This window comes from Paralteromonas sediminis, from assembly GCF_003820355.1.
GTDB classification, from domain to species: Bacteria; Pseudomonadota; Gammaproteobacteria; order Enterobacterales; family Alteromonadaceae; genus Alteromonas_F; species Alteromonas_F sediminis.
Genome location: NZ_RPOK01000004.1, coordinates 245,763 through 269,330, shown reverse-complemented (window position 1 = coordinate 269,330; position 23,568 = coordinate 245,763). Strand labels below are relative to the sequence as shown.

Below are 23,568 nucleotides of genomic sequence, written 5' to 3'. Positions count from 1 at the left end.
CATGCCTTCATTCGATACGCAATCTTTTAACGCACTCTATGACACGTATTACGTTGATGTTTATCGGTTTTGTTACTGGCTTTCTGGTAATAAAGATGATGCTAAAGATATTGCTTCAGAAACGTTTGCCAAGATATGGACAGTTGAAACTGAGTTGAATGCAAAGACTGTAAAAGGTTACCTGCTAGTGGTCGCTCGCAACCTGTATTTACAAGGGTTTAAGAAGCAAAACTCTCAACTCAGACAAGAAATAAGTGAAGTAGAAATAGTAAGCACCGCGGACACAGAGGCCGAAGTGGAAGCAAAACAATCCGTCGAAAAAGTCGCTAGCGCGTTGAAGAAAATTAGTGAGCCAGATCGGAGTATCTTGATCATGAAAGCTTATGAGGGAGTTTCATATCAAGAATTAGCTTCAATTTTTAATATGACAATAAACACATTAAAGACGCGGGTACACAGAGCCCGGGTGACATTGGCATTGAATGCTAATTTAGGAGATTAAAATGACTATTAAACAAGAAGTCATCATTGATTTGTTACCTCTCTATTTTGCTGGTGATGCCAGTGAAGAAACACAAGAATTAATAGAGATGTACTTCGAAAAACACCCCAAATTTGCTAAAGCAATGATGCAAATGCACGAGCAAATTAAGAATAATGTCGAGGAAGAACTGGGTGAAAATATTCAGGTCGAAGTATCGCCAGAACAAAAGCTAAAAGCATTGCAACGCACAAAAGTACTATTGAGAATGCGAGCAGCATTATTTCTCAGCGGCACTCTGTCTCTAATTTTGCCAGTTTTATTTATGGTGTTTGTTAAAGAGTCGGATGCTGTTGAATGGGCAAAATATGTTGTGACAGGCATATTAATTGTTGTCATGCCAACTACCTGGATTGGTTACGCTTATCTTCGTTATCGTATGCGCAACTCAGGTGACTTAAAATGAATAAAGGCCAGAGCAATACAATCGTTAAATTCTTTGATGGTAAAGCATTGAGGTGCCAGCGTTTAAAACAAACCCTTTCGCTTTTGGCCACTTTTTATGTGAGTTATTTATTTTTACATTTTGTTATTTTGGAAATTACTCCGATTGATAGTCCGTTTGTAATCGTTGCTGTCATCTGGGGAGGCCATGTTTTGCTCAACGTAGCAACAATCGCGATGATGCAAAAACAAACCTTTGGTGACCTTATTTTTCGTCTCCATTACATTGCGATTGCTAAACAAGAGGACTCATGCGTCGCTAGAAAGCTATTAATTCGCTCACTGGTGAGCACAAATGCGCTATACCTGCTAATTATTCTGAATATACAACTGCGTTTTTCTATGGATGTCTTATTGGGTAGTTTTTGCTTTGGTGTATTTCTATTGTTATTTCCTGTCAGACAGCAAGCGCACCAAAGTGCAAATTTGTTAGACTGGATTTCAGGGACTAAAACAATGTTTCCTGGACTAAAAAATAAACCATTCACAAAAATAACAGCGAGAGTCCTTCGGGCGAAGTAGTAGCAATTCAGCTGAGTATCGGCTGCGAGGCTCAGTTTCGATCCTGAATTTCAGGCAATAAAAAACCGACTTTCGTCGGTTTGATATGGTACCAGAGGCCGGACTTGAACCGGCACACCATTGCTGGCGGTGGATTTTGAATCCACTGCGTCTACCAATTCCGCCACTCTGGCACTGAGCTGCTACACATCTGGTAGGACGCGCATTATAACCAGACCGTGCGCGTGTGCAAGTCGTTTTTTACTTTGCACATTTAATTGCTTATTTGTTAGGCGTTTTGTCGGCAACGTTGATTATTTTGCGACCTGTTAACAGGGATTAACACCGCTTTTACTAATATGCACTGCGTTTTTGTTGTCGCTTGTGGCAATATCAAATCAATAACGTAATGCACTGTAAAGTGACAATGGCAAAAAAACGACAAAAGAAAGTGAAACCCGACACAACTAATAATATGCCCAGAGCCGGCTTTATACGGAGGCTGGCGGCTATGGTTTACGATGTATTAGTGGCAATAGCGGTGGGGATGGTGGCGGCACTGGTCATGTCTCTGACTTTGGTGGTGTTGATTGGTAATGATGTACTGCCGGCCAATGGTGCAACCGACCCTAGCGTCGCGATACGCGAGTCATTACTGTATACTAGTCTGCTGCAGGTATGGGTTGCATTGTGGGTCATTGGCTTCTTTCTTTGGTTTTGGAAAAATGGCGGACAAACCCTTGGTATGCGAGCGTGGCGATTGAGACTTTTTAGCATTAATGATCAGCCGCCGAGCTGGGGCCGGCTCGTTATTAGAATGCTTTCGTCATTATGCGGTTTGGGCACACTTCTGGTATTGCTTGATGTGAAGCACAAGTTGGCTTTACAGGATCGTGCATCAAAGATGGAAATGCTGGTATTAACCAAGTTTGCTAACGACCACAAGAATTGGTAGCCGCTAACGTTTTAGCAGAACCCCGGCAATACCCGCAAATACTAAACTTGGTATTAACGCGCCTAATGCGGGCGGCAACTGATAGACCAGGCTAAGTGGTCCAAATACTTCATTGGCAATAAAAAAGCCAAACCCAGTTAGCACGCCCATGATCACTCTGGCGCCCATAGATACGCTGCGTAATGGCCCGAAAATAAACGACAGTGCCATTAGCAACATAACAGCAACCGATACTGGTTGGAACAACTTTCGCCAGTACGCGAGTTCATAACGAGAAGAATCCTGACCGTTATTGATAAGGTAATTCACATAATCGCTTAAGCCCCGGACTGACAGGGCTTCAGGTTTAACTGCCACTACCCCTAATTTATCCGGAGACAGCGTTGATTGCCATTCCACGGAGGATAAATCAGTAACGTCTATTTTATCTAGACCAAAGGTCGTCACAGTCACACTGTCTAGGCGCCAACCTTGATCGTTTTGATAATTCGCTTGTTTAGCATAGACGGTCTGTTCGAGTAGTCGGCTATCGTTGAACCGATATACGGTGACATTTCTGAGTGTATCGCGATTGATAACTTGTCCGATACTCACAAAATCATCGCCGTCTTTCGCCCACACCAGCTGATCAGAACGAAATAATGCTCCCCCGGAAATCGCTTCAGTTCTAATTTGCTTGGCTTTAGCTTCACTGACGGGCGTGACAAATTCACCAATGGCCATAACGGCGATAATCATTAAAATCGTCGATTTCATTGCTGATGAAATGATGTTCCAGCGACTTAGCCCCGAAGCTTGCATGACCACCAACTCACTATTACTTGCCAGTACGCCCATGCCGATTAAGGCCCCGAGAAGTGTGGCCATGGGGAAAAACTGTTCGATATCGCGAGGTAAGCTCAACAAAACATAGAGTGCTGCAACTGTCATGTCATAGTCGCCTTCACCAATTTTTCGCAGCTGCTCTACAAATTTGATGAGTGCACTTAACCCGACGAGCACTGACAAAGTAGTGGTAATGGTCGAAAGCAGTGTTCTGGCAATATACCAGTCAAGGATGCGTATCATGACACTCTCCTTGTTATTAGACTGCGCAGCCACGAGCCCGTTTTGCGCTCTCTAACCAAAAGCCCCATGGCTATCAAAAGCACCACAAAATGCACCCACCATAAACCAAGCTCAGGTGGCAGCTTCCCTTCTTCCATCACGCGTTTTGATGCCAGCAGCAGTAAGAAGTAGCCTAAATAGAGCAAAATTCCAGGGAAGATTTTACCAAACCGGCCCTGCCTTGGGTTAACGGTAGCGAGTGGAACAGCGACGAGCATAAGCAAGGGTATCGAAAGAGGAATGGCTAGACGCCACTGCAATTCGGCATAACCTTCATCACTGTTTTGTTGCCATAGATCTTTGGTGGAAAGCACTGACATTTTGGTGCGTTCTTGCTCGGGAGATTGCTCACTAATCTGAATCTTGTATTCATCAAACGTCAACACCCTAAAGTCAGCTTGTCCCTGACTCCCTTCGTACTGATTGCCGTTGCGTAAGATGAGATAACGTGTTCCGTCAATATCAGATTGAACCTCTCCGCTACTGGCATATACCACTCTTACTCTGTCGTCATCGTTTTGCTTTTGAGACAAAAACACGCGTTGTAGGGAGTCGGAGCTGGTATCAATATCATGGGCAAAAATGACCGCTTGTTGATTGCCTGTTTGCTGAAACCTTCCCGGTACCAATGCAGTTAACCCCGCTTCAGAAGAAGCTTTTTCTCTAAGTGAGTATTCACTTTCAGCTGCGAGAGGAGCTAAGTAAAATGTCGTCACTGCAGTAATCGACATTACCACGAGTGACAGCACCAGCATCACGCGGGCGACATACCACTCGCTCACGCCACACGCGCGTAGGACTGTCATCTCACTATCTACATATAGTCTGCCATGTGCCAGCATTACCCCTAAAAACGCACTGATAGGTAACACAAGAGAAGCCAAAATAGGGGTATAAAGGGCTAGGAAACCCGCAACAAGGCCAGCAGGAATATCGCCATCAGATGCATCACCCAACACGCGAACAAAGCGCAAGGTCACAAATATCGCCATTAAAATAAAAAATACGGCGACCTGCGATTTGATGGTTTCTTTTATCAGGTATCGGGCAATTAACATATTTATGTAGGAAAATTGGTAATAATAATGAAAAACTCACGTTAGTTGAGTAAACTTCAGGTTTCGAACAGTTTTACGCGTTTACGCGCGCTCTTAACTACTATTAAAACACAATGCGCGTAGAAACGTTAGATCGCCCGCGACAGAAAACCAAGGGGTATATTGAGTGGAATTTAGTGTAAAAAGTGGAAGTCCTGAAAAGCAGCGTAGTGCCTGTATTGTAGTTGGTGTGTTTGAACCCCGCAGATTAACGTCTGTCGCCGAGCAGTTGGACGAAATTAGTGAGGGATATATCAGTAATTTACTGCGTAAAGGCGATTTGGAAGGTAAAGCTGGCCAAATGTTGCTTTTACATCACGTGCCCAACGTGTTGAGTGAGCGCGTTTTGCTAGTCGGATGTGGAAAAGAGCGCGAACTGGACGAACGCCAGTACAAACAAATTATTGCTAAAACGATTAAAACGCTTAACGAAACGGGTTCTATGGAAGCGGTTTGCTTTCTCACTGAGCTTCACGTTAAAGGGCGGGATACCTATTGGAAAGTTCGCCAAGCCGTAGAAGCCACGCAGGACTCACTGTATACCTTTTTACAGCTGAAAACGAAAAAAGGCGAACCTCGTCGTCCTTTGCGTAAAATGGTGTTTAATGTGCCGACTCGCCGCGAGTTACATACCGGTGAAAAAGCGGTTGAGCATGGTTTAGCCATATCTGCAGGCGCAAAAGTCACGCGTGATGTAGCAAATATGCCGCCGAATATTTGCAACCCAGCCTATCTATGGGAGCAGGCTCAGGCACTCGGTGAACAATACGACGCAATTGAAACGGAAGTGGTCAACGAAGCGAAAATGGCGGAGTTGGGTATGAATGCTTATCTTGCTGTCGGTCGTGGTTCAGACAATGAATCAATGATGAGTATTATCCATCATAAAGGCGGTAACGACGGTGATGCGCCTATCGTTTTCGTGGGTAAAGGCTTAACGTTTGATTCAGGGGGTATTTCACTCAAGCCTGGCGAAGCCATGGATGAAATGAAATACGACATGGGTGGCGCTGCTACCGTACTGGGTTTAATGCACACTATCGCAGAGCTTAATTTACCCCTAAATGTTATTGGCGTGCTGGCAGGGTGTGAAAACATGCCCGATGCTAACGCCTATCGACCAGGTGATGTATTAACAACTATGTCAGGACAAACCGTTGAAGTGCTCAACACTGACGCAGAAGGTCGTTTGGTACTGTGCGATGCGCTTACTTATGTGGAGCGTTTTGAGCCAGATTCAGTGGTCGATGTAGCCACCTTAACCGGGGCCTGCATTATTGCTTTAGGCAAACATGCTACTGGCCTGATGAGTACTCATAACCCATTGGCACATGAATTACTTAATGCGTCAGAGCAAGCTTCTGATAGAGCATGGCGTTTGCCGCTGTGGGATGAGTACCAAGAGCAAATAGAAAGTCCATTTGCTGATATGTCTAATTTAGGCGGTCGACCCGCTGGCACCATTACAGCAGCCTGTTTCTTGTCGCGATATACGAAAAAGTACCACTGGGCGCATTTGGACATTGCTGGTACGGCATGGGTGAGCGGTAAAAATAAAGGAGCAACTGGTCGTCCGGTACCTATGTTGACACAATTTTTATTAAATCGTTCCGGAATGGCAAACGAAGACTAAATAGCTGACAGTGACACAAGTAACCTTTTACTCCCTTCCGGCAGACGACCTTGATGGGCAGCAGCTGGCTTGCCAGCTTGCTGCTGATTTGTATGGCGATAAAATAAAAGCCAGTGTGTGGTGCAAAGATATTACCCAGGCGCATGCTTTTGATGAACTGCTGTGGCAGGCGCCTATTGACAGGTTTATTCCACATAACCTCAAGGGAGAGGGGCCGGTTAATGGCGCGCCCGTAGAGGTATGTTGGCTGGAGAGTGACGTAAGAGTCAGACAGAGTGTTATTGCCTTGTCAGGTTCTACACTTTCTGAACCACAGCGTTTTAATCACATTATCGATTTTGTTCCTGCGCAAGAAGCAGCTAAGCAAGCTGCAAGGGAACGCTATAAATATTATCAGCGTGCTGGCTGTGCAATGCAGTTTGCACAACCGCCAGGCGCGTGATCTTGAGAGATACCATGGAAAAAACTTTCGACCCTCAATCAATTGAGCAAACTTGCTATCAACGCTGGGAAAACAGCGGCCATTTTGCTGCTAGCGGCAAGGGCGATCCCTACTGTATTTTACTTCCGCCTCCCAATGTGACAGGCAGCCTGCATATGGGCCATGCTTTCCAGCATACTATTATGGACGCCCTCATCCGCTATAAGCGAATGAAAGGAAATAATACGTTATGGCAGGTGGGAACCGACCACGCGGGTATTGCTACGCAAATGGTCGTAGAGCGCCAGTTAAACGCCCAAGGTCAAACACGCCATGATTTGGGCCGTGACGACTTTGTCAAAAAGATCTGGGAATGGAAAGCACACAGCGGCGGCACAATTACCGGGCAAATGCGTCGGTTAGGGACGTCACCTGACTGGTCCCGTGAAGTATTTACCATGGACGACAACCTGTCAGAAGCGGTGACAGAAGTTTTCGTGAAGCTACACGAAGAAGGGTTGATTTATCGAGGCAAGCGCCTGGTGAATTGGGATCCGGTTTTACATACTGCCGTGTCTGACCTGGAAGTGGTGAACGAAGAAGAAAGTGGCCACCTGTGGCACATGCGTTATCCACTGGCTGATGGCAGTGGTCACCTGGTTGTCGCTACTACCCGTCCTGAAACTATGCTGGGCGATACAGCCGTTGCAGTGCATCCAGACGATGAACGCTATCGGTCGCTCATAGGAAAAGAGATCAAGTTACCATTAAGCGACCGTCTTATTCCTATTATTGCCGATGATTATGTCGATCTGGAGTTCGGTACAGGTTGTGTAAAAATCACCCCCGCACATGACTTTAATGACTATGAGATGGGGAAACGCCATAGCCTTCCCATGATCAACATCTTTACCGCCGATGCAAAAGTCAATGACGATGCGCCAGAGGCGTATCGTGGTATGGACCGATTCGATGCACGTAAGCAAATTGTGGCAGATTTGGACGCGCTGGGGTTGATTGAGAAGATAGACGATCACAAACTCAAAGTGCCAAGAGGGGATCGTACCGGCGCGGTAATTGAGCCTTATCTTACCGATCAATGGTATGTGGCTGTGGAAAGTCTGGCTAAGCCTGCAATAGAAGCGGTTGAAAGCGGCGAAATACGGTTTGTCCCTGAAAACTGGAATAAGACCTACTACCAATGGATGCATAATATTCAGGATTGGTGTATCTCACGACAATTGTGGTGGGGGCACCGGATCCCAGCTTGGTACGATAATAACGGTAATGTCTATGTTGGCCGCACTGAATCCGAGGTAAGAGAAAAGCAGGGTTTGGCAAACGATGTTGTCTTACATCAGGATGAAGACGTACTTGATACCTGGTTCTCCTCTGCGTTGTGGCCTTTTGCCACTATGGGATGGCCCAAGCAAACACCTGAGCTTGAAACTTTTTTGCCATCTTCAGTATTGGTTACTGGCTTCGATATCATTTTCTTCTGGGTTGCCAGAATGATCATGATGACAAAAAAGTTTACGGGTCAAATACCGTTTAAAGACATCTACATTACAGGGCTTATACGCGACGAAAACGGCGACAAAATGTCTAAGTCGAAAGGAAACGTGCTTGATCCTATTGATCTGATCGACGGGATTGAACTTGAGACCTTAGTAGAGAAGCGTACTGCTGGAATGATGCAGCCTCAAATGGCAGAAAAAATTGCAAAACGTACTCGTAAGCAATTTCCAGAGGGGATCAATGCCTACGGTACAGATGCGTTGCGTTTTACGTTTGCAGCGATGGCTTCTACCAGCCGTGACATCAATTTTGATATGGCCCGTGTTGAGGGCTACAGAAACTTCTGTAATAAAATATGGAATGCTTCGCGATTTGTCCTGATGAATACGCAGGATGCCGACACGGGAGCCAAGGGAGGGGAGCTACAATTGTCTGTGGCAGACAAGTGGATCCTCGCGACGCTTCAAAAAACACGGGCTGACATAGAAACAGCACTTGCTGACTACCGTTTTGATATTGCGGCTCAGCATATGTATGAGTTTACCTGGAATCAATTCTGTGACTGGTACTTGGAACTTACAAAACCAGTATTGAATAATGAAGATGCAACAGACGCCCAAAAGCGTGGTACCAGACATACTTTGGTGAATGTACTAGAGCAGTTGATGCGCTTGCTTCACCCCTTCATGCCATTTATCACCGATACTATTTGGCAACAGGTAGCGCCGCTTTGCGGTCATGCGCTTGAAGCAGACGCCACGATTATGGGGCAGCCTTTTGTTGAAGAAGTGCCTGAACTAATTGACGAAGAAATAATTGCGGACATCGATTGGTTGAAGAAGTGCATAGTGGGCGTGCGCAATATTCGAGGCGAAATGGACATATCGCCCAATAAGCCACTGAATGTGCTGTTTAAGAACGCGTCTGCGTCAGACCAGCGTCGGACCCAGGATATGCAAGTATTCCTAACGCGTTTGGGTAAACTGGAATCTATTACACAGCTGGCTGACGGAGAGGAGGCGCCACCAAGTGCGACTGCCATTGTGGGTGATATGGAAGTGTTAATTCCGATGGCGGGTCTAATAGACAAAGATGCAGAGCTAGCCCGCATCGACAAAGCATTAGATAAGCTGAGTAAAGACATTCAGCGCGTTGAAGGCAAGTTAGCTAACGAAAAGTTTGTGGCCAACGCGCCCGATGCGGTGATTGCTAAAGAGCGTGCAAAAAGTGAAGATTTTCAGTCACAACAACGCACTTTAATGGCACAAAGGGAAACGATCGCCTCGTTGTAAAATGTATAAGCACTATTGAGTCGACAGATAGTGACTAAGTCGGCTTAATAGTGCACTTCTTGAAATGGGTTTGGTCAGATAATCGGTCATTCCTGCCTCAGCGGCGACTTCTTTGTCATGTTTCATTGCATTCGCAGATAATCCAATGATAGGTTTTGAGAAACCTTGTTGACGCAACTGTCGGGTTGCTTCCAAACCATCCATGATCGGCATTTGAATATCCATTAAGACCAAATTGTAGTTATTTGAGTGCTGCAGCTTGTTCACTGCTTGCTCGCCATTTTCAGCAATGTCATAAGTAATACCTGCCGTTGACAGCATTTCCCCCGCCACCATCTGGTTAATGTCGTTGTCTTCTACCAATAGCACGTGGCCGTCAAGACGGATATCGTCTAGTGCGACAGATAAATCAACCCGCTCTTCACTTTCGTCACCCACAAGTTTATTGATAAACATGTAGTATTCAGCGGGCGTAAAAGGATGGCTTAGCATAGGGCCTTGCCAGTCAACTTGCAGCTTTTCTTTCAACTGGCCAGACATTGTGGGGAAAACCAATCCAATGTTCGGATATTTTGATAACAGGGTATACAGTGCCTGCTGATGTTCTTTAAATACTGAGTAAGAGGGAATATCGAGAATGGCGTAATTATGGTCGTGTAGTTCATGATTAAAACACGCAGCAAAGGGGAGACTGCTGTCAATACTACTGCAGGCTAGGTAGTCTGTTTCGATTAGGTGGATGTCTGAAAAATAGAGAATATTGGGGGGGACCTGCTCAAAATAAAGCAGCTTATTGGCATTGGGTTTAGGCGAGAGTTCAAACCACACAGAAAACACACTGCCTTCATTAGGTTGACTGTGCACGCTTACGCCCCCTCCCATCAGGTCTGTAAGCTGACTAACGATTGCCAAGCCAAGACCGGTTCCCTCAAAGCGTCGGTTTGATGCATTATCTGCTTGCGTGAAGGGCTGAAAAACACTGGCAGATTGTTCCTCGCTCATCCCTATACCTGTGTCGCTGATCACTGCCCGCAATGTATATTTTTTTGTATGGGGATTAATGGCGCCGCTAAAATTAATTGACACCTCGCCTTCATGGGTAAATTTTATTGCATTCGCACAAAGGTTAAGAACAACCTGTGTAATTCGTTTTTCATCTCCTATGAAGCTGTCTGGCAAAGTGGGGGTTGCGGCTAATCTAACTTGTAAATCTTTTTGTGCCGCTTTCATAGCGATAACAGTCAGGATATTTTCAAAAACAGAATGCAGCGCAAAGGGAGCCTCGACTATATCCAGCTTGCCTGCTTCAATTTTGGAAAAGTCCAAGACATCGTTAATAACAGAAAGAAGTAGCCTGCTGGAGTGTTCAATCTTCCCAATATAGTCTCTAACTGTATTGGGCATTGGATGTCTTTGGACCAATTCCGTCAGTCCCAGTATGCCATTGATAGGTGTACGGATTTCATGACTCATATTGGCTAGAAAACGGCTCTTTAGTGCGGTTGCCTGTTCTGCTTTTACTTTTGCCTCACTGAGTTCGATGTTCAATGATTCCTGTTGCTTATTTAATTGAGTTGCATCAATAAGAAGCTGCTCCGTTTGCTTGTTTTTATCTTTAAAAACACTTGCAGCTGCAGCCAGAGAACCAATCTCGTCTTTACGGTTTTGGCCCGGGATGACGCTGACGTCACCTGCTTTGGAGAGTTTATTGAATACGTCGGTGATAAAGCCAATAGGTTTAAGAATACGCAAGTAAGTGATCATAGCGAGCAGAAGCACCAGTGAAATACCCACGATTAAAATCAGCTGACTTCCTTTCTGCGCCTCTACGATACTGGCCTGTATGTCTTTATTCGTTTGCTCAGTAGATTCATTGACTAATTTAACTAAGCGGCTGCTCAAATAAAGAAACTCGTTTGCTGACCCAGCCATAACCACATTGGTCAAAAATAACTCGCCTCGTATCAGTTGTGAATATAACAGCATATCTTGTTGCAGATCTTGAATGCGTTTATAGGTGGAATCCGGGAGAGGGTTGAGCAGCAATATATCTGTAAATTGTTGAAAACTTTCTAAATGAGAAGCCTCTGGCTCGAGTTGAAACGACAACATCGCTTCTTTGGCTTGCTGCAGCAGCTGTAACTGAAACACATTCCCTTCAAGTTCAGGTTTTAGAAGCTGCATAGCATTGGTCAGACGCTGCTCAAAAATCGCCTCACCGTATTGGTGATTACTGACAAATTCGGCAAAGTTACTGGCGTAGTCTTCAACGTGACGTTCCATTCGTTCAAACAAGGCTTCTTCCGCTACTACAGCTAGGCGAGAGACAGAAGAGGTAGATAACGACAATAGACGGCGATCAATATCCAGCTTAACGCGGTCAAATCGATTTACAATGGCATTACTTCGAGTGAGCTTGTAGGTGAGGACAGTGCGCTGTAGGTCTACGATGTTGCGCTCGAGTTCTCTTACTGCACTTATATCTTCCCCCGCTTGCTGGGTTATGGCTAATTGCTCTTTCAAAAATACCTGATTGCGATAGCCTATGTACGCCTGCGCAATGATGATCATTGCGAGTATGAAAAACATGGCGAGAAGTTGTGTGCGAATACTTGTCATCATGCGGTTATGAACTCATACCATTTCTGTAAACTGTATTCATAAGTAGGCATTACCGTATTCCATACCGCTATATTACTCAGTCGTTTTTCATAGCTGCCGCCAGTTCGTGTTTCCCCTTTTTTTACGGTTACCTGACCAGTAGGACCTTTCAGATCACTGTCAGCAGGCAATCCGCCATACCAGTAATCCCATTCACTGGGGCTAAGGTATTTGGATGCCCTTTGAGGATTAGAAATATAGTAGCCCTGCCGGGCAATAAAGGCGCCAGGCCAACCTGATAGCCACCAGTTCATGTATTCATACGCTGCATCTTTTACGCGCCCCTCTGTTTTTGATGACAAGCACATCACACCATGCCAGCCTCGATAGCCCTCTTTGGGCGCCGCGAATCGAACATCTATGTTGTTAGCTCTTAGGTCAGACACCGCAGGAGAGAACATACTCTCAATGACTACCCGTCCCGAGCGCATAAACTCAACTGATTCTGGAACCGATGTCCAAAACCCGCTGAAATGGTCGGTCTGTTTGAGTTCAATTAAAATGGTAAAAAGCTCATCTAATTCTGTTCGTGTAATCGCACCGATATCATTAAAGGTGATGAAGCCTTTGGCTTGAGCAGCTAATGCTAAATCAAATAAGCCTATAGTAGGCGCGTTAACAATGGCTACAAGGTTGGAATATTGAGCATCAAGCAGCCAACCCCAGCTTTCCGTTTCATACTCTATGCCCATATCGACAAAGGCTGTGTTGTAGCCAAAGGAGTCTACATTGTGTACGTAGGGTAAAAAACTGATAAGGTCAGTATGTTGCTTTCCGAGGCTACCATCGTCCTGAACATTCAGTAGCCGGTATGGCGCGTCACCTGCACCAATATTGGCGCTTTTGGTTAACTTTCCTGTTTTGGTTAGTGCATTAATTTCATCCCAGTAGGTCAAACGTTTTTTTTCTATGGGTTGAATAGCACCAGCGCGCCACAGCACCTGCATACTATTTGACCACTGTTCATATAAGTCGAATGATTCGGGTTGGGTTGCTGCTATTTGTAGCACTGCCGCACTGCCTTTGGGTTCAAAGACAATGTTGATGCCAAGATCCTGCATTGCGTATTGGCGCAGCGTTTCCTGAAGTGTGACGTGAGTGCCCAATACCCTTAACGTAGGCCGTTCTTTGCCAATGGCAAAGGGCGAAATGCCAGCGGGGAGAGCGCCGCTGGCAAGAACTGATAATATGGATTTTACAAATCGTCTGCGGCTGGTCACTTTGCCAAATACTTATATATGGTTCGTCCTTAACAATGTTATAGCCCAGATAGGTTAGAAAATCAGGGTTTGGTGCGGAATAAAACTAATGGCAGCAACAAGCTTCCCACGAAAAGCAATGAAAATGCGCCCCCGTGATGTTCGACAACCAGACTCTGCTGATAATACTCCACGTCAAAGTTACTGCTTTCCAAAGGCTGATAACCAAGGTCGGCATCGTCATAGAGATTGTTGTAAGCGAGTAGCACATTCGAGTAAGCATCGTATATTTCAATCAGTATGTCATAGTCTCTGGTCGGGTAGCCGGTCAATAAATCGATGTCGAGAGTAATAGTGTCACTGCTGCTATTACCATAGATCTCAAATACGCTAGTCTCATATAGCGATGTATAGTGGTCGTCGTCGCCAAGGTAAACAACGGCGTAAACCTCTGAGTCACTGAAAACGGTGTCTATATCTAAGGTTAGTGAGAACGACGATGCATAACCATCATGGTCTCTGTCACGCGTTAACGTGAGCCAAGTGTCGTGAAACCAGTAGTCACTTTGTGCCGCCGCGGTTTGTGATTGAGCCTGGCTAACAACTTTTGTCGATGGCAAAGGTTTAAGCGCGGACTTCTGCGTATTTGTCACTGTCGGTATTTGTGCGTTGACCTTTACATCATTGGCTGATGCGGGTGCCATAAGAAAAAGCAGTAAGGCGCAAACAATAGCAGTGAATGGTGCTTTCATAGTCGGATTCTCCTTTTCAGTGTGAATCTGACTATGCGTTTCTCAGCCTGAATAGTAAGTGATTCGTTTGTGAATCAAAAATGAATGACCCTCAGTGCGTGAGGGCCAAGTGAATGCATTTAGTCTTCGGTGGGAATAAAATAAGTACCCCAGCCATCGTAGTGTACCTTGTGCTTATCTGCGATTTTCAGCAGTGCGTCTGTGTCATTTTTTAACGTGTCCAGGTTCAAGGTGCGTTCGGCAATGGCGTCAAAACAAAACACCATACCACCATCATCAAGCATCAGTTCCTCAGCATCAGTCACTTCAAAACCAGCCTTGAAGGCATCCACAGCCGCTTTTTCCAATAATTCAAAGTTGCTGCTCGCAAGGTGATGCTCCATGGTATAAGTTGCATCCTCTTGACTGCCATCTGCTAGCAGGGCTTCAACCGTTTCGTTATTAAATTCGTACCATTCTTCTCTTTCATCAAACTGCGACATGGTTTACACCTTTGTGTTTTCTCTTGCATTAAGTTTAGCAAGTTCTGCCTGCATTTTTGCATGAAAATATTCAGACCATTCTCGCGGTGTTTTTGATTGGTCTATTTTTTCTGGGGCGCATATGCGAATGTATATGGTGCCATTATCCCAGCGATTGAGTTGTATCTTTTTATGGGTATCACTCGCACACACCATCACTACTGGTTCATCGGTCTCTAATGCCAGACGAAAGGCACCCGATTTAAAAGGTAAAAGGCCTCTGCCATAGCTTCGTGTTCCCTCTGGAAACATCCATACTGATAACCCTTTTTCTTTAATTTTTCGCGCTGCGACAGACAAGGTGTTTTTCGCTTTACCCGAATTTCCACGGTCAATCATGATGTTGCCAGAGAGAAAATAAACCTGACCAAATATTGGGATCCACTTAAGACTCTTTTTCCCTATTGTGACTACACCGGGTTGTGCTGCCCGACAAATTGTAAAAATGTCATAACTGTTCTGATGATTTGCGATGTAGACGTATTTTTCGTCTTTTTTTACCGCCTCATCCACTTCTATTTCTATTTTTATACCCAGTATGGTGGAGATTTGGGAGTACATCTGTCCAGCAAAGTGAACATTGTTCCTATGAAAAGGCCGCACTATACACGCGGCCAAAACAATGATGTTGACCACTAAAAAACCAATGGCAATAAGAATGATTCTAAGTAAAGCTAACACGTGTACGCTCAAAATTTTTGGCGAAGTATAGCGATTTACGCATGGCTCTGCCAGCGCTACTTTACGTTTAACAATGCGTATTTCAAGATAAGACCCTATATTAAGTTAAAGACCTGTTCGCAAAAAAACGATACAGTGAAAATAACCCCATTAGATGAGTAGCTTTTATGCAGACATTTCGTCCAGAAGATCTCGAAGATGACATTCTCAATGACTTAATTGAGGAAATAAATGAACTCTACGAGTCTAGTGAACAAACACTCATTGAGTTAGAACTCAGACCGGAAGACAACGAATTACAGCGGGCTCTTTTCAGGTCGGTCCACACCATTAAAGGCGATCTTGGTCTTGTTGGGTTTTCTCCCATGATCCCCTTATTGCAGCATATGGAAGATTTGCTGGATTATCTGCGCAAAGGACAGATGGAATACAGTAGTTTATTGTCGGATTTAGTTTTACAGACAATGGATATCGTCAAACACTTTGTTGAAGGGATCATGAGTCGCGGGGTGGCTGAATATGACGACGTATTGCAGGCAGATTTAGTTGAAGCCATAAAGCAGATTACACCTGAAAACCGCGATGAGCACGAAAAGAGACTGATAGACGCAGTCAAAGTATTAAACCCGTCACTCATTGTCGATGAAACCAAAGATGGGTTGGAAATTAAAACAGCTGATGACGGCTTGACGTTGTCTAAAACTGGTATACCAAAAGATATTAGCGCAGAAAAGCAAATGGACATTTTGTTTTTCCGCGACATGATGCAGGTGATTGAAAAACGCTCAAACTTTTGGCGAGGGCGCGGTGATAGAATTGCGAAAATGGCGCTGTTAATCAACCAAGTGGCAGGTAAGCCTATTGAAGAGGACCAGTTGGCGGTGGCGTCATATGTGCACGACTTTGGTATGGCGTTTATGCCCTTAAAGTTACTGCACAAAGAAGGCTCATATTCAGACACCGAATTTAACTTGATGCGTTCTCATGTCTACAAGAGTTCGCGCCTACTGGAACATTTAAACCAGTGGGACGTGGCACGTAAAATTGTGCTACAGGTGCACGAAAGAGCCGATGGCTCTGGTTATCCGCTGGGGATCAAAGACGAAGAAATGTGTGATGGGGCCAAACTTCTCGCGATCCTAGATACCTTTGATGCGATGACGCATCCCAGAGCCCATAATGACAAGCCCATGGCGCGCAAAAAAGCGGTCATTGAAATTAACCGCTCTGCCAAAGGGCAATTTAGTATGAAATGGATGCGGCACTTTAATGTTGCTATGACCAAGTTACTGACCCGATAAAGCCGGTTAATCAACTGGGAAAGTCGAGCTCTTTTAACTTCCTAGTAAGGGTGTTTCGGCCCCATCCCAATCGCTTTGCCGCTTCTTGTTTGTGTCCTCGGGTATATTGAAGTGCGCGTTCCAGCAATACTTTTTCAAAAGTATAGCTTGCGTTGTTGAGAATATTGTCCTTTCCTGAAGCGAGCTCAGCATCTGCCCATTTTGCCAGCAAAGACGGCCAGCCATCAGTATTGCTGTGCTCTGGAGGCGGGGTACTCTCTGTATAAATTTCCGGAGGTAAATCGTGTGGTAAAACCTCCTGACCACTTGCCATTACAGTTAGCCATCGACATACATTTTCTAACTGACGTACGTTTCCGGGCCAAGGGATCTGCATCAGCAGCTTCTTGGTTTCGCTATTGAGTATTTTAGCTTCTACTTCGAGCTCTTTTGCCGCAACACGCAAGAAATGGTCAGCGAGTAGCGGAATGTCCTCTTTGCGTTGAGCCAGTGATGGAATATGTATTCGGATAACATTCAGACGATGAAATAAGTCTTCTCTGAACTTACCATCAGCGACGCGTTTTTCTAGATTTTGGTGTGTTGCGGCAATAATACGCACATTAACACTAACGGGTTGGTGCCCTCCCACGCGATAGAACTGACCGTCTGCGAGTACCCGTAACAATCTCGTTTGTACATCAAGCGGCATGTCTCCAATTTCGTCGAGAAATAAGGTTCCACCATCGGCCTGCTCAAAGCGGCCTTGCCGTGCATTCTGAGCCCCCGTAAATGCCCCTTTCTCATGACCAAACAACTCTGATTCCACCAAATCAGCCGGTATTGCCGCCATGTTCAACGCTATGAAGGGTTGCTTATTTCTGGGGCTGTGACGGTGCAATGCTTGGGCAACCAGTTCTTTACCGGTACCCGATTGACCATTTATTAATACGCTGATTGATGAACGAGAAAGACGCCCAATTGCACGAAAAACCTCCTGCATGGCCGGTGCCTCACCAATAATTTCCGTTTGGCTACTGTGTTCTTCAGGGGCTATAGTCTGTTTATTTTCTCTGGCATGAGCCAATGCGCGCTGCGTCAGTGAAACGGCTTCGTCGATGTCAAAGGGCTTTGGCAGGTATTCAAAAGCACCTTTTTGGTAGGCTTTTACCGCACTGTCCAAGTCCGAATGCGCGGTCATGATAATAATAGGAATGTGTGGATATTGCTGGTGGATGTCCTTCATCAAGGACATGCCATCTTGCTGAGGCATTCTAATGTCAGAAATAATAACTTCAGGGCTTTGTCCTGCATCCAGTTGAAGCAACACATCCTGCGGATTTTCAAAGGTAACGCATTCGATGTTTGCTGCCTGAAGTGCCTTTTGTAAAACCCATCGTATAGAGCTGTCATCATCGACAATCCACACGGGTTCCCAGGACCTTGCATTACTCATAGGGTTGTTCCTGTTTTTTTATGGGTAAATAGAGAACAAATGCCGTGAAACCAGGGCGGCTCTCTACGTCTATTTTTCCGCTGTGGTGGTTAACCAATGTCTGCGCAATAGACAAACCTAAACCACTGCCATTTTCTTTTGTTGTTACCATGGGATAAAACAGAGTGTCGCGGATATCCAAAGGAATACCGGGCCCGTTATCTATGACTTTGACTTTTGCTACTAAAGGATAGCGTTCACCGTGGATCGTGACTTGTCTGTCTACGCGGGTAACAAGCCTAATTTTAGGGTGGTTGATATTGGCCTGTTTTATAGCTTGAATGCTGTTGCGAGCAATATTTAGCACCGCCTGCTGAATCATATCTGTATCTACGCAGACCATGGGAATACTGGGGTCGTAGTCTCTTATCACCTGAATTTTGTTCCCCACTTCAGCTGAAATAAGGGTCCGGACCTTTTCGATGGCTTCGTGGATATTGCACCACTGCATCGTGGGCAGCGAATTGGGGCCGAGCAACCGGTCAACCAAAGCCCGCAAGCGGTCTGACTGCTCTACGATCAACTGGGTAAATTCTGCCTGCTGTGGACTGAGTTCTTTTTCTAATAACTGTGCTGCCCCCCTAATGCCGCCAAGTGGATTTTTGATCTCATGAGCAAGACCGCGAATAAGCTCACGTGCGGCAAAATGCTGCGCATTTTGTTGATTTTCTCTTGATATCCGCTTCTGCTTATCAACTTTCTTTACTTCGAACATAAGCATGGGTTCATCTTTGAGGCGCATATTCGTTACCGTAAGGTCAGCCAGCACCATTCGTTGCTCTTTAAATAGCAATGTCACTTCATTCTCTGTGAAATCTTCTCCTTTACGAAGTGCTGCTTTCAAGCGAGACGCGTTAATTGTTTCAGGACGAAAGAAGTCAGTAAGAGGATGGTCGCAAAGTTGTTTGAAGCCCGTCTCAAATAATGCGAGGCCAGCATGGTTTGCGTACTGAATATGAAGGGATTCGTTCACCACTACAATAGCGGTATGTAAACTATCGAGTAATGCTGTTAACTCGATATCGGCTTCGCACATATTTGCCCCATAACCCATGCACTATATTGGTGCATTATAGATCATGCGTCGCCATTATGGTTAGTTAAGATCCCAAAGAACCCTTATTAACGGTTGCCCGAATTGACCAATGCCGACGCTTGATGCATGTAAAATGTCTGTGGGTCAGATGATGCAAGAGTCTTGCCTGTATTGTCAGTTGCGGTAACAAAAAATGTATGCGCTCCGCGATTTAATCCTTCAACCATAAAAGAGCCACTGGTTTGGCTTCCTACTTTCTGATTGTTCAACCATAAATGGAATTGACCATTAGCAGTAGGAGATAGACGGGCAGTAATTGCTATCCTCCCCTGATTATCTCTTACCGTTGTTTCAGGTGCAGGGGATACAACTTCTATCTTATAGCTTTCACCTTCAGGTTGCTCTGTGTTTGAAGATTGCGATGGCGGGGTGGCCAACCTTGGCATAACAGCACTGTTCACTTCACTCAAGTCGAGCGGTTCTGCGCCTGGAATGGGCTGATCAGTGTAGAGCACGGTACCGTCTTCTTGGACAATTTTGTAGATGACCTGTGCACTGACAGAGAATGTGGCCAGTGCCACTAACAAAATAATTGCTGTTGATTTACCTTTGACCGCATTCATATAACACTTCCAACTCATTCCCTACTAGTACCAACATAAACTAAACTACCACAACTGTCACTGTACGTGCGAAGCTTTTTTGAGCAAAAAAAAGCCCGGGTTTATCCGGGCTTATTGTGTGTTATACCTTTTACACGCTGTAGTACATGTCAAACTCTACAGGGTGAGTAGTCATGTTTAGCTTCTCAACTTCTTCAGCTTTAAGTGCGATGTACGCATCAATCATGTCATCGGTCATTACACCACCGGCTTTAAGGAAATCACGGTCACTGTCAAGTGCTTCAAGTGCCTGCTCCAATGAGCTTGCCACTGTTGGGATTTCCGCCGCTTCCTCGGCAGGCAAATCATAGAGATCTTTGTCCATTGAATCGCCAGGGTGAATCTTGTTTTTAATCCCATCTAGGCCAGCCATTAGCATTGCTGTAAATGCAAGGTATGGGTTGGCTGTCGGGTCAGGGAAGCGCACTTCAATACGACGTGCTTTATCGCTGGTAACATAAGGAATACGAATTGAAGCAGAGCGGTTACGTGCAGAATATGCAAGCATAACAGGTGCTTCAAAACCAGGCACCAAACGCTTATAGCTGTTAGTCGATGCATTAGAGAATGCATTGATAGCGCGTGCGTGCTTGATAATACCACCAATGTAGTAAAGTGCTTCGTCAGAGAGGCCTGCGTACTTGTCACCCGCAAAGACGTTTTTGCCATCTTTCGATATAGATTGGTGACAGTGCATACCAGAGCCGTTGTCGCCGACTAATGGCTTAGGCATAAAGGTCGCTGTTTGACCATACGCGTGAGCTACATTGTGAACCACATACTTGTACACCTGAATTTCGTCAGCTTTAGTTACCAAGGTGTTGAACTGACAAGCAATTTCATTTTGACCCGCAGTAGCTACCTCGTGGTGATGTGCTTCTACCACCAAGCCCATTTCTTCCATTACCATGCACATTGCTGCACGGGTGTCGTGTGCTGAATCAACCGGAGGAACAGGGAAATAGCCGCCTTTTACGCCCGGACGGTGAGCCATATTGCCTTCTTCGTACTCAGCACCAGAATTCCACTTGGCTTCTGTTGAATCTATCTTGTAAAAAGAACCTGCCATGTCGGTATGAAAGGTGACGTCGTCGAACAAGAAAAACTCTGGCTCTGGACCGAAATAACACGCATCACCGATACCTGTAGATTTCAAATATTCTTCTGCACGACGTGCAACAGAACGTGGGTCGCGCTCGTAACCCTGCATGGTTGACGGTTCAAGAATGTCACAGCGGATATTAACCTGAGTTTCTTCTGCGAAGGGGTCTACAACTGCAGACGTAGGATCAGGCATCAAAATCATGTCTGATTCATTGATACCTTTCCAACCAGCGATAGACGACCCATCAAACATCTTGCCTTCTTCAAAGAAGTCTTCATCTACTTGATGAGCAGGAATAGAAACGTGCTGCTCTTTACCTTTGGTGTCAGTGAAGCGCAGATCAATAAATTTTGCTTCGCTTTCTTTGATCAACTCAAGTGCCTTGTCTATCGACATGGTGTCCTCCAGATTAGTTTTGTTTTGCTCGCATTCGGATAGAGCGAGCCTGATTTCGAATATTCATTCCACTTCGATTCATTTTCTTTTGCGATTATCGTGCCACAAAGGAGCTTCCCATAAAACCGAGACTTCACGTACATTTTATGAATTGTTTGTGACGTCCATGCACTATTGTAGTGCACAAATGGATCATTTTGGTGAGATTTATTCGTAAATGAACCAATAAAAGGCAGAGGCTGTTGCGATGCATTTCGCTTTTTTATCGCCTTAAAAAAATACAAATATCATCAAACTTTAAAATCAGTATAATACGCGCCAAATCGCGGAACGGGCGCTAACGTGTAGGCTGTACCCGAACTCGTAAAATTAACACTTAGGGTATATGAATTGTGAACGATATTAGTCACTTACGTAATATTGCTATTATAGCACACGTTGACCACGGTAAAACGACGCTGGTTGATAAGTTGTTACAACAATCAGGCACATTGGAGAGCCGTGGTGAAGCGCAAGAGCGCGTGATGGACTCGAATGACATAGAAAAAGAACGTGGTATTACGATTTTGGCAAAAAATACTGCCATCAATTGGAATGATTACCGCATTAATATCGTAGATACGCCTGGACACGCTGACTTTGGTGGCGAGGTAGAGCGCGTTATGTCGATGGCAGATTCTGTTTTGCTATTGGTTGATGCACAAGAAGGGCCTATGCCTCAAACGCGCTTCGTTACGCAAAAAGCGTTTGCGCAAGGGCTCAAGCCTATTGTAGTTATTAACAAAATTGACAAACCCGGTGCGCGTCCGGACTGGGTCATGGATCAGGTTTTTGATCTCTTTGATAATCTTGGTGCTACCGACGACCAGTTGGACTTTCAGGTGGTTTATGCGTCAGCACTAAATGGTTGGGCCTCGCTCGATTCCGACACCGCTGGCGAAGACATGACGCCACTGTTTGAAACAATTGTTGAGCAAGTCGCTCCGCCTGCGGCAGATCCTGCAGGTGCATTCCAAATGCAAATATCGCAACTTGATTACAATTCCTATGTGGGTGTTATCGGAGTGGGACGCGTAACTCGAGGAAGTGTGAAGCTAAATCAACAAGTCACAGTAGTAAATAGCGAAGGCAAAACGCGTAACGGAAAAGTGGGCCAGGTTTTGGGTTATTTAGGCTTGGATCGCCATGAGGTTGATTCTGCTAATGCCGGGGACATTATCGCTATCACAGGCTTGGGTGATTTGAAGATCTCTGACACTATCTGTGACGTAAACGCGGTTGAAGCCTTGCCGGCCTTGTCGGTTGATGAACCTACAGTCACTATGACATTTCAGGTCAATACGTCGCCATTCGCGGGTAAAGAAGGTAAATATGTAACGTCGAGGAATATTCTTGAACGTTTACATAATGAATTAGTTCACAACGTGGCATTGCGTGTGGAAGAAACAGATGACCCTGATAAGTTCAGAGTATCTGGTCGCGGTGAATTGCACTTAGGCATACTGATCGAAAATATGCGTCGCGAAGGCTATGAACTAGCGGTATCTCGACCAGAAGTAATTATCAAAGAGATTGATGGTGAATTACACGAGCCATTTGAAAATCTAACCATTGACTGTGAAGAAGAGCATCAGGGTTCAATTATGGAGCAGTTAGGTCTCCGTAAAGCAGAACTTACTGATATGTCGCCAGATGGAAAAGGACGCGTACGTATGGACTTTACCGTACCAAGTCGCGGACTTATTGGCTTCCAGACAGATTTTATGACGATGACATCCGGCTCGGGCTTGTTGTACCACACGTTTGATCACTATGGGCCACACAAAGGCGGTAAAATTGGACAGCGTAAAAACGGTGTTTTAATTGCGAACGCAGCGGGTAAGGCGTTGACCAATGCACTATTTAATCTGCAAGAACGTGGTCGCTTGTTTATTGGACACGGTGTAGAAGTGTACGAGGGTATGATTATTGGTATTCATAGCCGTGACAACGACTTAACGGTCAACGCGCTTAAAGGTAAACAATTAACCAATGTTCGTGCGTCGGGTACTGACGAAGCACAAAACTTGGTGCCGCCTATCGTGATGTCTCTAGAGCAAGCTCTAGAATTTATTGATGATGATGAACTGGTTGAAGTAACGCCAGAAAGCATCCGCATTCGTAAAAAGCTGTTAACTGAAACAGAACGCAAACGCGCATCAAGAGCTAAAGCATAAGTATCGTCTCATAAGTACGTTATTCAAAAGGGCGCCCCTTATTGTGGCGCCTTTT

The 23,568-nt window shown here is 45.2% G+C and carries 20 protein-coding genes and 1 tRNA gene; 9 read left to right on the top strand and 12 right to left on the bottom strand.

Going from position 1 to position 23,568, the window contains the following annotated elements; all coding sequences use genetic code 11:
• Window position 1 precedes the first annotated feature (1 nt).
• Genes DRW07_RS13370 through DRW07_RS13360 form a run of 3 tightly spaced genes read left to right on the top strand, consistent with a single transcriptional unit; the run spans window position 2 to window position 1,507 of the window.
• Window positions 2-502 (top strand): RNA polymerase sigma factor, encoded by a 501-nt coding sequence (locus DRW07_RS13370; RefSeq protein WP_124028432.1) that lies wholly within the window; start codon window positions 2-4, stop codon window positions 500-502.
• A gap of 1 nt (window position 503) precedes the next feature.
• Window positions 504-947: a hypothetical protein gene (locus DRW07_RS13365; protein WP_124028431.1), complete on the top strand. Its 444-nt coding sequence runs from the start codon at window positions 504-506 to the stop codon at window positions 945-947.
• A complete protein-coding gene (locus tag DRW07_RS13360) occupies window positions 944-1,507 on the top strand; it encodes a hypothetical protein (RefSeq protein ID WP_124028430.1) in 564 nt (187 codons plus the stop codon). The genes DRW07_RS13365 and DRW07_RS13360 overlap by 4 nt, the downstream gene beginning before the upstream one ends.
• Window positions 1,508-1,593: 86 nt before the next feature.
• Here the strand turns inward: DRW07_RS13360 and DRW07_RS13355 are convergent.
• Window positions 1,594-1,680 (bottom strand) — tRNA-Leu (locus tag DRW07_RS13355).
• A gap of 233 nt (window positions 1,681-1,913) precedes the next feature.
• On the opposite strand from DRW07_RS13355, the gene DRW07_RS13350 reads away from it, so the two are divergent.
• Window positions 1,914-2,441 carry an RDD family protein gene (locus tag DRW07_RS13350; RefSeq protein WP_124028429.1) on the top strand — a complete coding sequence of 176 codons (528 nt, stop codon included), beginning with the start codon at window positions 1,914-1,916 and terminating at the stop codon, window positions 2,439-2,441.
• Window positions 2,442-2,444: 3 nt separating this feature from the next.
• On the opposite strand, the gene lptG is transcribed toward DRW07_RS13350, so the two are convergent.
• Window positions 2,445-3,509, bottom strand: a complete 1,065-nt coding sequence (gene lptG / locus DRW07_RS13345; RefSeq protein ID WP_124028428.1) for an LPS export ABC transporter permease LptG — start codon at window positions 3,507-3,509, stop codon at window positions 2,445-2,447.
• Window positions 3,506-4,606, bottom strand: coding sequence for an LPS export ABC transporter permease LptF (lptF, locus tag DRW07_RS13340; RefSeq protein WP_124028427.1), 1,101 nt, complete (start codon window positions 4,604-4,606; stop codon window positions 3,506-3,508). Before lptF ends, lptG begins: the two co-directional genes overlap by 4 nt.
• 166 nt (window positions 4,607-4,772) lie before the next feature.
• Between lptF and pepA the strand changes: the two genes are divergently transcribed.
• Genes pepA through DRW07_RS13325 form a run of 3 tightly spaced genes read left to right on the top strand, consistent with a single transcriptional unit; the run spans window position 4,773 to window position 9,509 of the window.
• Complete coding sequence (pepA, locus tag DRW07_RS13335; RefSeq protein ID WP_124028426.1) at window positions 4,773-6,278, top strand: leucyl aminopeptidase; 1,506 nt, start codon at window positions 4,773-4,775, stop codon at window positions 6,276-6,278.
• Between the two features lie 10 nt (window positions 6,279-6,288).
• Window positions 6,289-6,720, top strand: a complete 432-nt coding sequence (locus DRW07_RS13330) for a DNA polymerase III subunit chi (RefSeq protein WP_124028425.1) — start codon at window positions 6,289-6,291, stop codon at window positions 6,718-6,720.
• A 14-nt stretch (window positions 6,721-6,734) separates the two neighbouring features.
• Window positions 6,735-9,509, top strand: a complete 2,775-nt coding sequence (locus tag DRW07_RS13325; RefSeq protein ID WP_124028424.1) for a valine--tRNA ligase — start codon at window positions 6,735-6,737, stop codon at window positions 9,507-9,509.
• Between the two features lie 12 nt (window positions 9,510-9,521).
• Here the strand turns inward: DRW07_RS13325 and DRW07_RS13320 are convergent, their stop codons facing one another.
• From DRW07_RS13320 to DRW07_RS13300, 5 genes are all read right to left on the bottom strand, one after another.
• A complete protein-coding gene (locus DRW07_RS13320; protein ID WP_124028423.1) occupies window positions 9,522-12,131 on the bottom strand; it encodes a hybrid sensor histidine kinase/response regulator in 2,610 nt (869 codons plus the stop codon).
• Complete coding sequence (locus tag DRW07_RS13315; protein WP_124028422.1) at window positions 12,128-13,390, bottom strand: ABC transporter substrate-binding protein; 1,263 nt, start codon at window positions 13,388-13,390, stop codon at window positions 12,128-12,130. Before DRW07_RS13315 ends, DRW07_RS13320 begins: the two co-directional genes overlap by 4 nt.
• Before the next feature lie 62 nt (window positions 13,391-13,452).
• Entirely contained in the window at window positions 13,453-14,121 is a 669-nt protein-coding gene (locus tag DRW07_RS13310) for a choice-of-anchor H family protein (protein ID WP_124028421.1), read from the bottom strand.
• 119 nt (window positions 14,122-14,240) lie between these two features.
• Entirely contained in the window at window positions 14,241-14,603 is a 363-nt protein-coding gene (gene rraB / locus DRW07_RS13305; RefSeq protein WP_124028420.1) for a ribonuclease E inhibitor RraB, read from the bottom strand.
• 3 nt (window positions 14,604-14,606) lie between these two features.
• Complete coding sequence (locus DRW07_RS13300; RefSeq protein ID WP_124028419.1) at window positions 14,607-15,323, bottom strand: 1-acylglycerol-3-phosphate O-acyltransferase; 717 nt, start codon at window positions 15,321-15,323, stop codon at window positions 14,607-14,609.
• 167 nt (window positions 15,324-15,490) lie between these two features.
• Between DRW07_RS13300 and DRW07_RS13295 the strand changes: the two genes are divergently transcribed.
• The gene (locus DRW07_RS13295) at window positions 15,491-16,624 is read left to right on the top strand and encodes an HD-GYP domain-containing protein (RefSeq protein ID WP_124028418.1); all 1,134 of its coding nucleotides are present in this window, start codon (window positions 15,491-15,493) and stop codon (window positions 16,622-16,624) included.
• A gap of 10 nt (window positions 16,625-16,634) precedes the next feature.
• Here DRW07_RS13295 and glnG read toward each other — a convergent pair whose 3' ends face one another.
• The 4 genes from glnG to glnA all read right to left on the bottom strand — a co-directional run bounded on the left by glnG (window position 16,635) and on the right by glnA (window position 21,297).
• Window positions 16,635-18,059: a nitrogen regulation protein NR(I) gene (glnG, locus tag DRW07_RS13290; RefSeq protein WP_124028417.1), complete on the bottom strand. Its 1,425-nt coding sequence runs from the start codon at window positions 18,057-18,059 to the stop codon at window positions 16,635-16,637.
• Window positions 18,052-19,134, bottom strand: a complete 1,083-nt coding sequence (gene glnL, locus DRW07_RS13285; protein WP_124028416.1) for a nitrogen regulation protein NR(II) — start codon at window positions 19,132-19,134, stop codon at window positions 18,052-18,054. Before glnL ends, glnG begins: the two co-directional genes overlap by 8 nt.
• An 86-nt stretch (window positions 19,135-19,220) precedes the next feature.
• A complete protein-coding gene (locus DRW07_RS13280) occupies window positions 19,221-19,757 on the bottom strand; it encodes a DUF4124 domain-containing protein (protein ID WP_165870500.1) in 537 nt (178 codons plus the stop codon).
• A 130-nt stretch (window positions 19,758-19,887) separates the two neighbouring features.
• Complete coding sequence (gene glnA / locus DRW07_RS13275) at window positions 19,888-21,297, bottom strand: glutamate--ammonia ligase (protein WP_124028414.1); 1,410 nt, start codon at window positions 21,295-21,297, stop codon at window positions 19,888-19,890.
• A gap of 392 nt (window positions 21,298-21,689) precedes the next feature.
• Between glnA and typA the strand changes: the two genes are divergently transcribed.
• Window positions 21,690-23,513: a translational GTPase TypA gene (gene typA, locus DRW07_RS13270; protein ID WP_377923162.1), complete on the top strand. Its 1,824-nt coding sequence runs from the start codon at window positions 21,690-21,692 to the stop codon at window positions 23,511-23,513.
• The last annotated feature ends 55 nt before the right edge of the window (window positions 23,514-23,568 follow it).

Coding starts and splice junctions, on each gene's coding strand:
- DRW07_RS13360 (WP_124028430.1), top strand. CDS start 944: ATGAATAAAGGCCAGAGCAATACAATCGTTAAATTCTTTGATGGTAAA.
- DRW07_RS13350 (WP_124028429.1), top strand. CDS start 1,914: ATGGCAAAAAAACGACAAAAGAAAGTGAAACCCGACACAACTAATAAT.
- DRW07_RS13310 (WP_124028421.1), bottom strand. CDS start 14,121: ATGAAAGCACCATTCACTGCTATTGTTTGCGCCTTACTGCTTTTTCTT.
- DRW07_RS13295 (WP_124028418.1), top strand. CDS start 15,491: ATGCAGACATTTCGTCCAGAAGATCTCGAAGATGACATTCTCAATGAC.
- rraB (WP_124028420.1), bottom strand. CDS start 14,603: ATGTCGCAGTTTGATGAAAGAGAAGAATGGTACGAATTTAATAACGAA.
- lptF (WP_124028427.1), bottom strand. CDS start 4,606: ATGTTAATTGCCCGATACCTGATAAAAGAAACCATCAAATCGCAGGTC.
- DRW07_RS13280 (WP_165870500.1), bottom strand. CDS start 19,757: ATGAATGCGGTCAAAGGTAAATCAACAGCAATTATTTTGTTAGTGGCA.
- glnG (WP_124028417.1), bottom strand. CDS start 18,059: ATGAGTAATGCAAGGTCCTGGGAACCCGTGTGGATTGTCGATGATGAC.
- DRW07_RS13325 (WP_124028424.1), top strand. CDS start 6,735: ATGGAAAAAACTTTCGACCCTCAATCAATTGAGCAAACTTGCTATCAA.
- DRW07_RS13365 (WP_124028431.1), top strand. CDS start 504: ATGACTATTAAACAAGAAGTCATCATTGATTTGTTACCTCTCTATTTT.
- lptG (WP_124028428.1), bottom strand. CDS start 3,509: ATGATACGCATCCTTGACTGGTATATTGCCAGAACACTGCTTTCGACC.
- glnA (WP_124028414.1), bottom strand. CDS start 21,297: ATGTCGATAGACAAGGCACTTGAGTTGATCAAAGAAAGCGAAGCAAAA.
- glnL (WP_124028416.1), bottom strand. CDS start 19,134: ATGTGCGAAGCCGATATCGAGTTAACAGCATTACTCGATAGTTTACAT.
- DRW07_RS13370 (WP_124028432.1), top strand. CDS start 2: ATGCCTTCATTCGATACGCAATCTTTTAACGCACTCTATGACACGTAT.
- DRW07_RS13320 (WP_124028423.1), bottom strand. CDS start 12,131: ATGATGACAAGTATTCGCACACAACTTCTCGCCATGTTTTTCATACTC.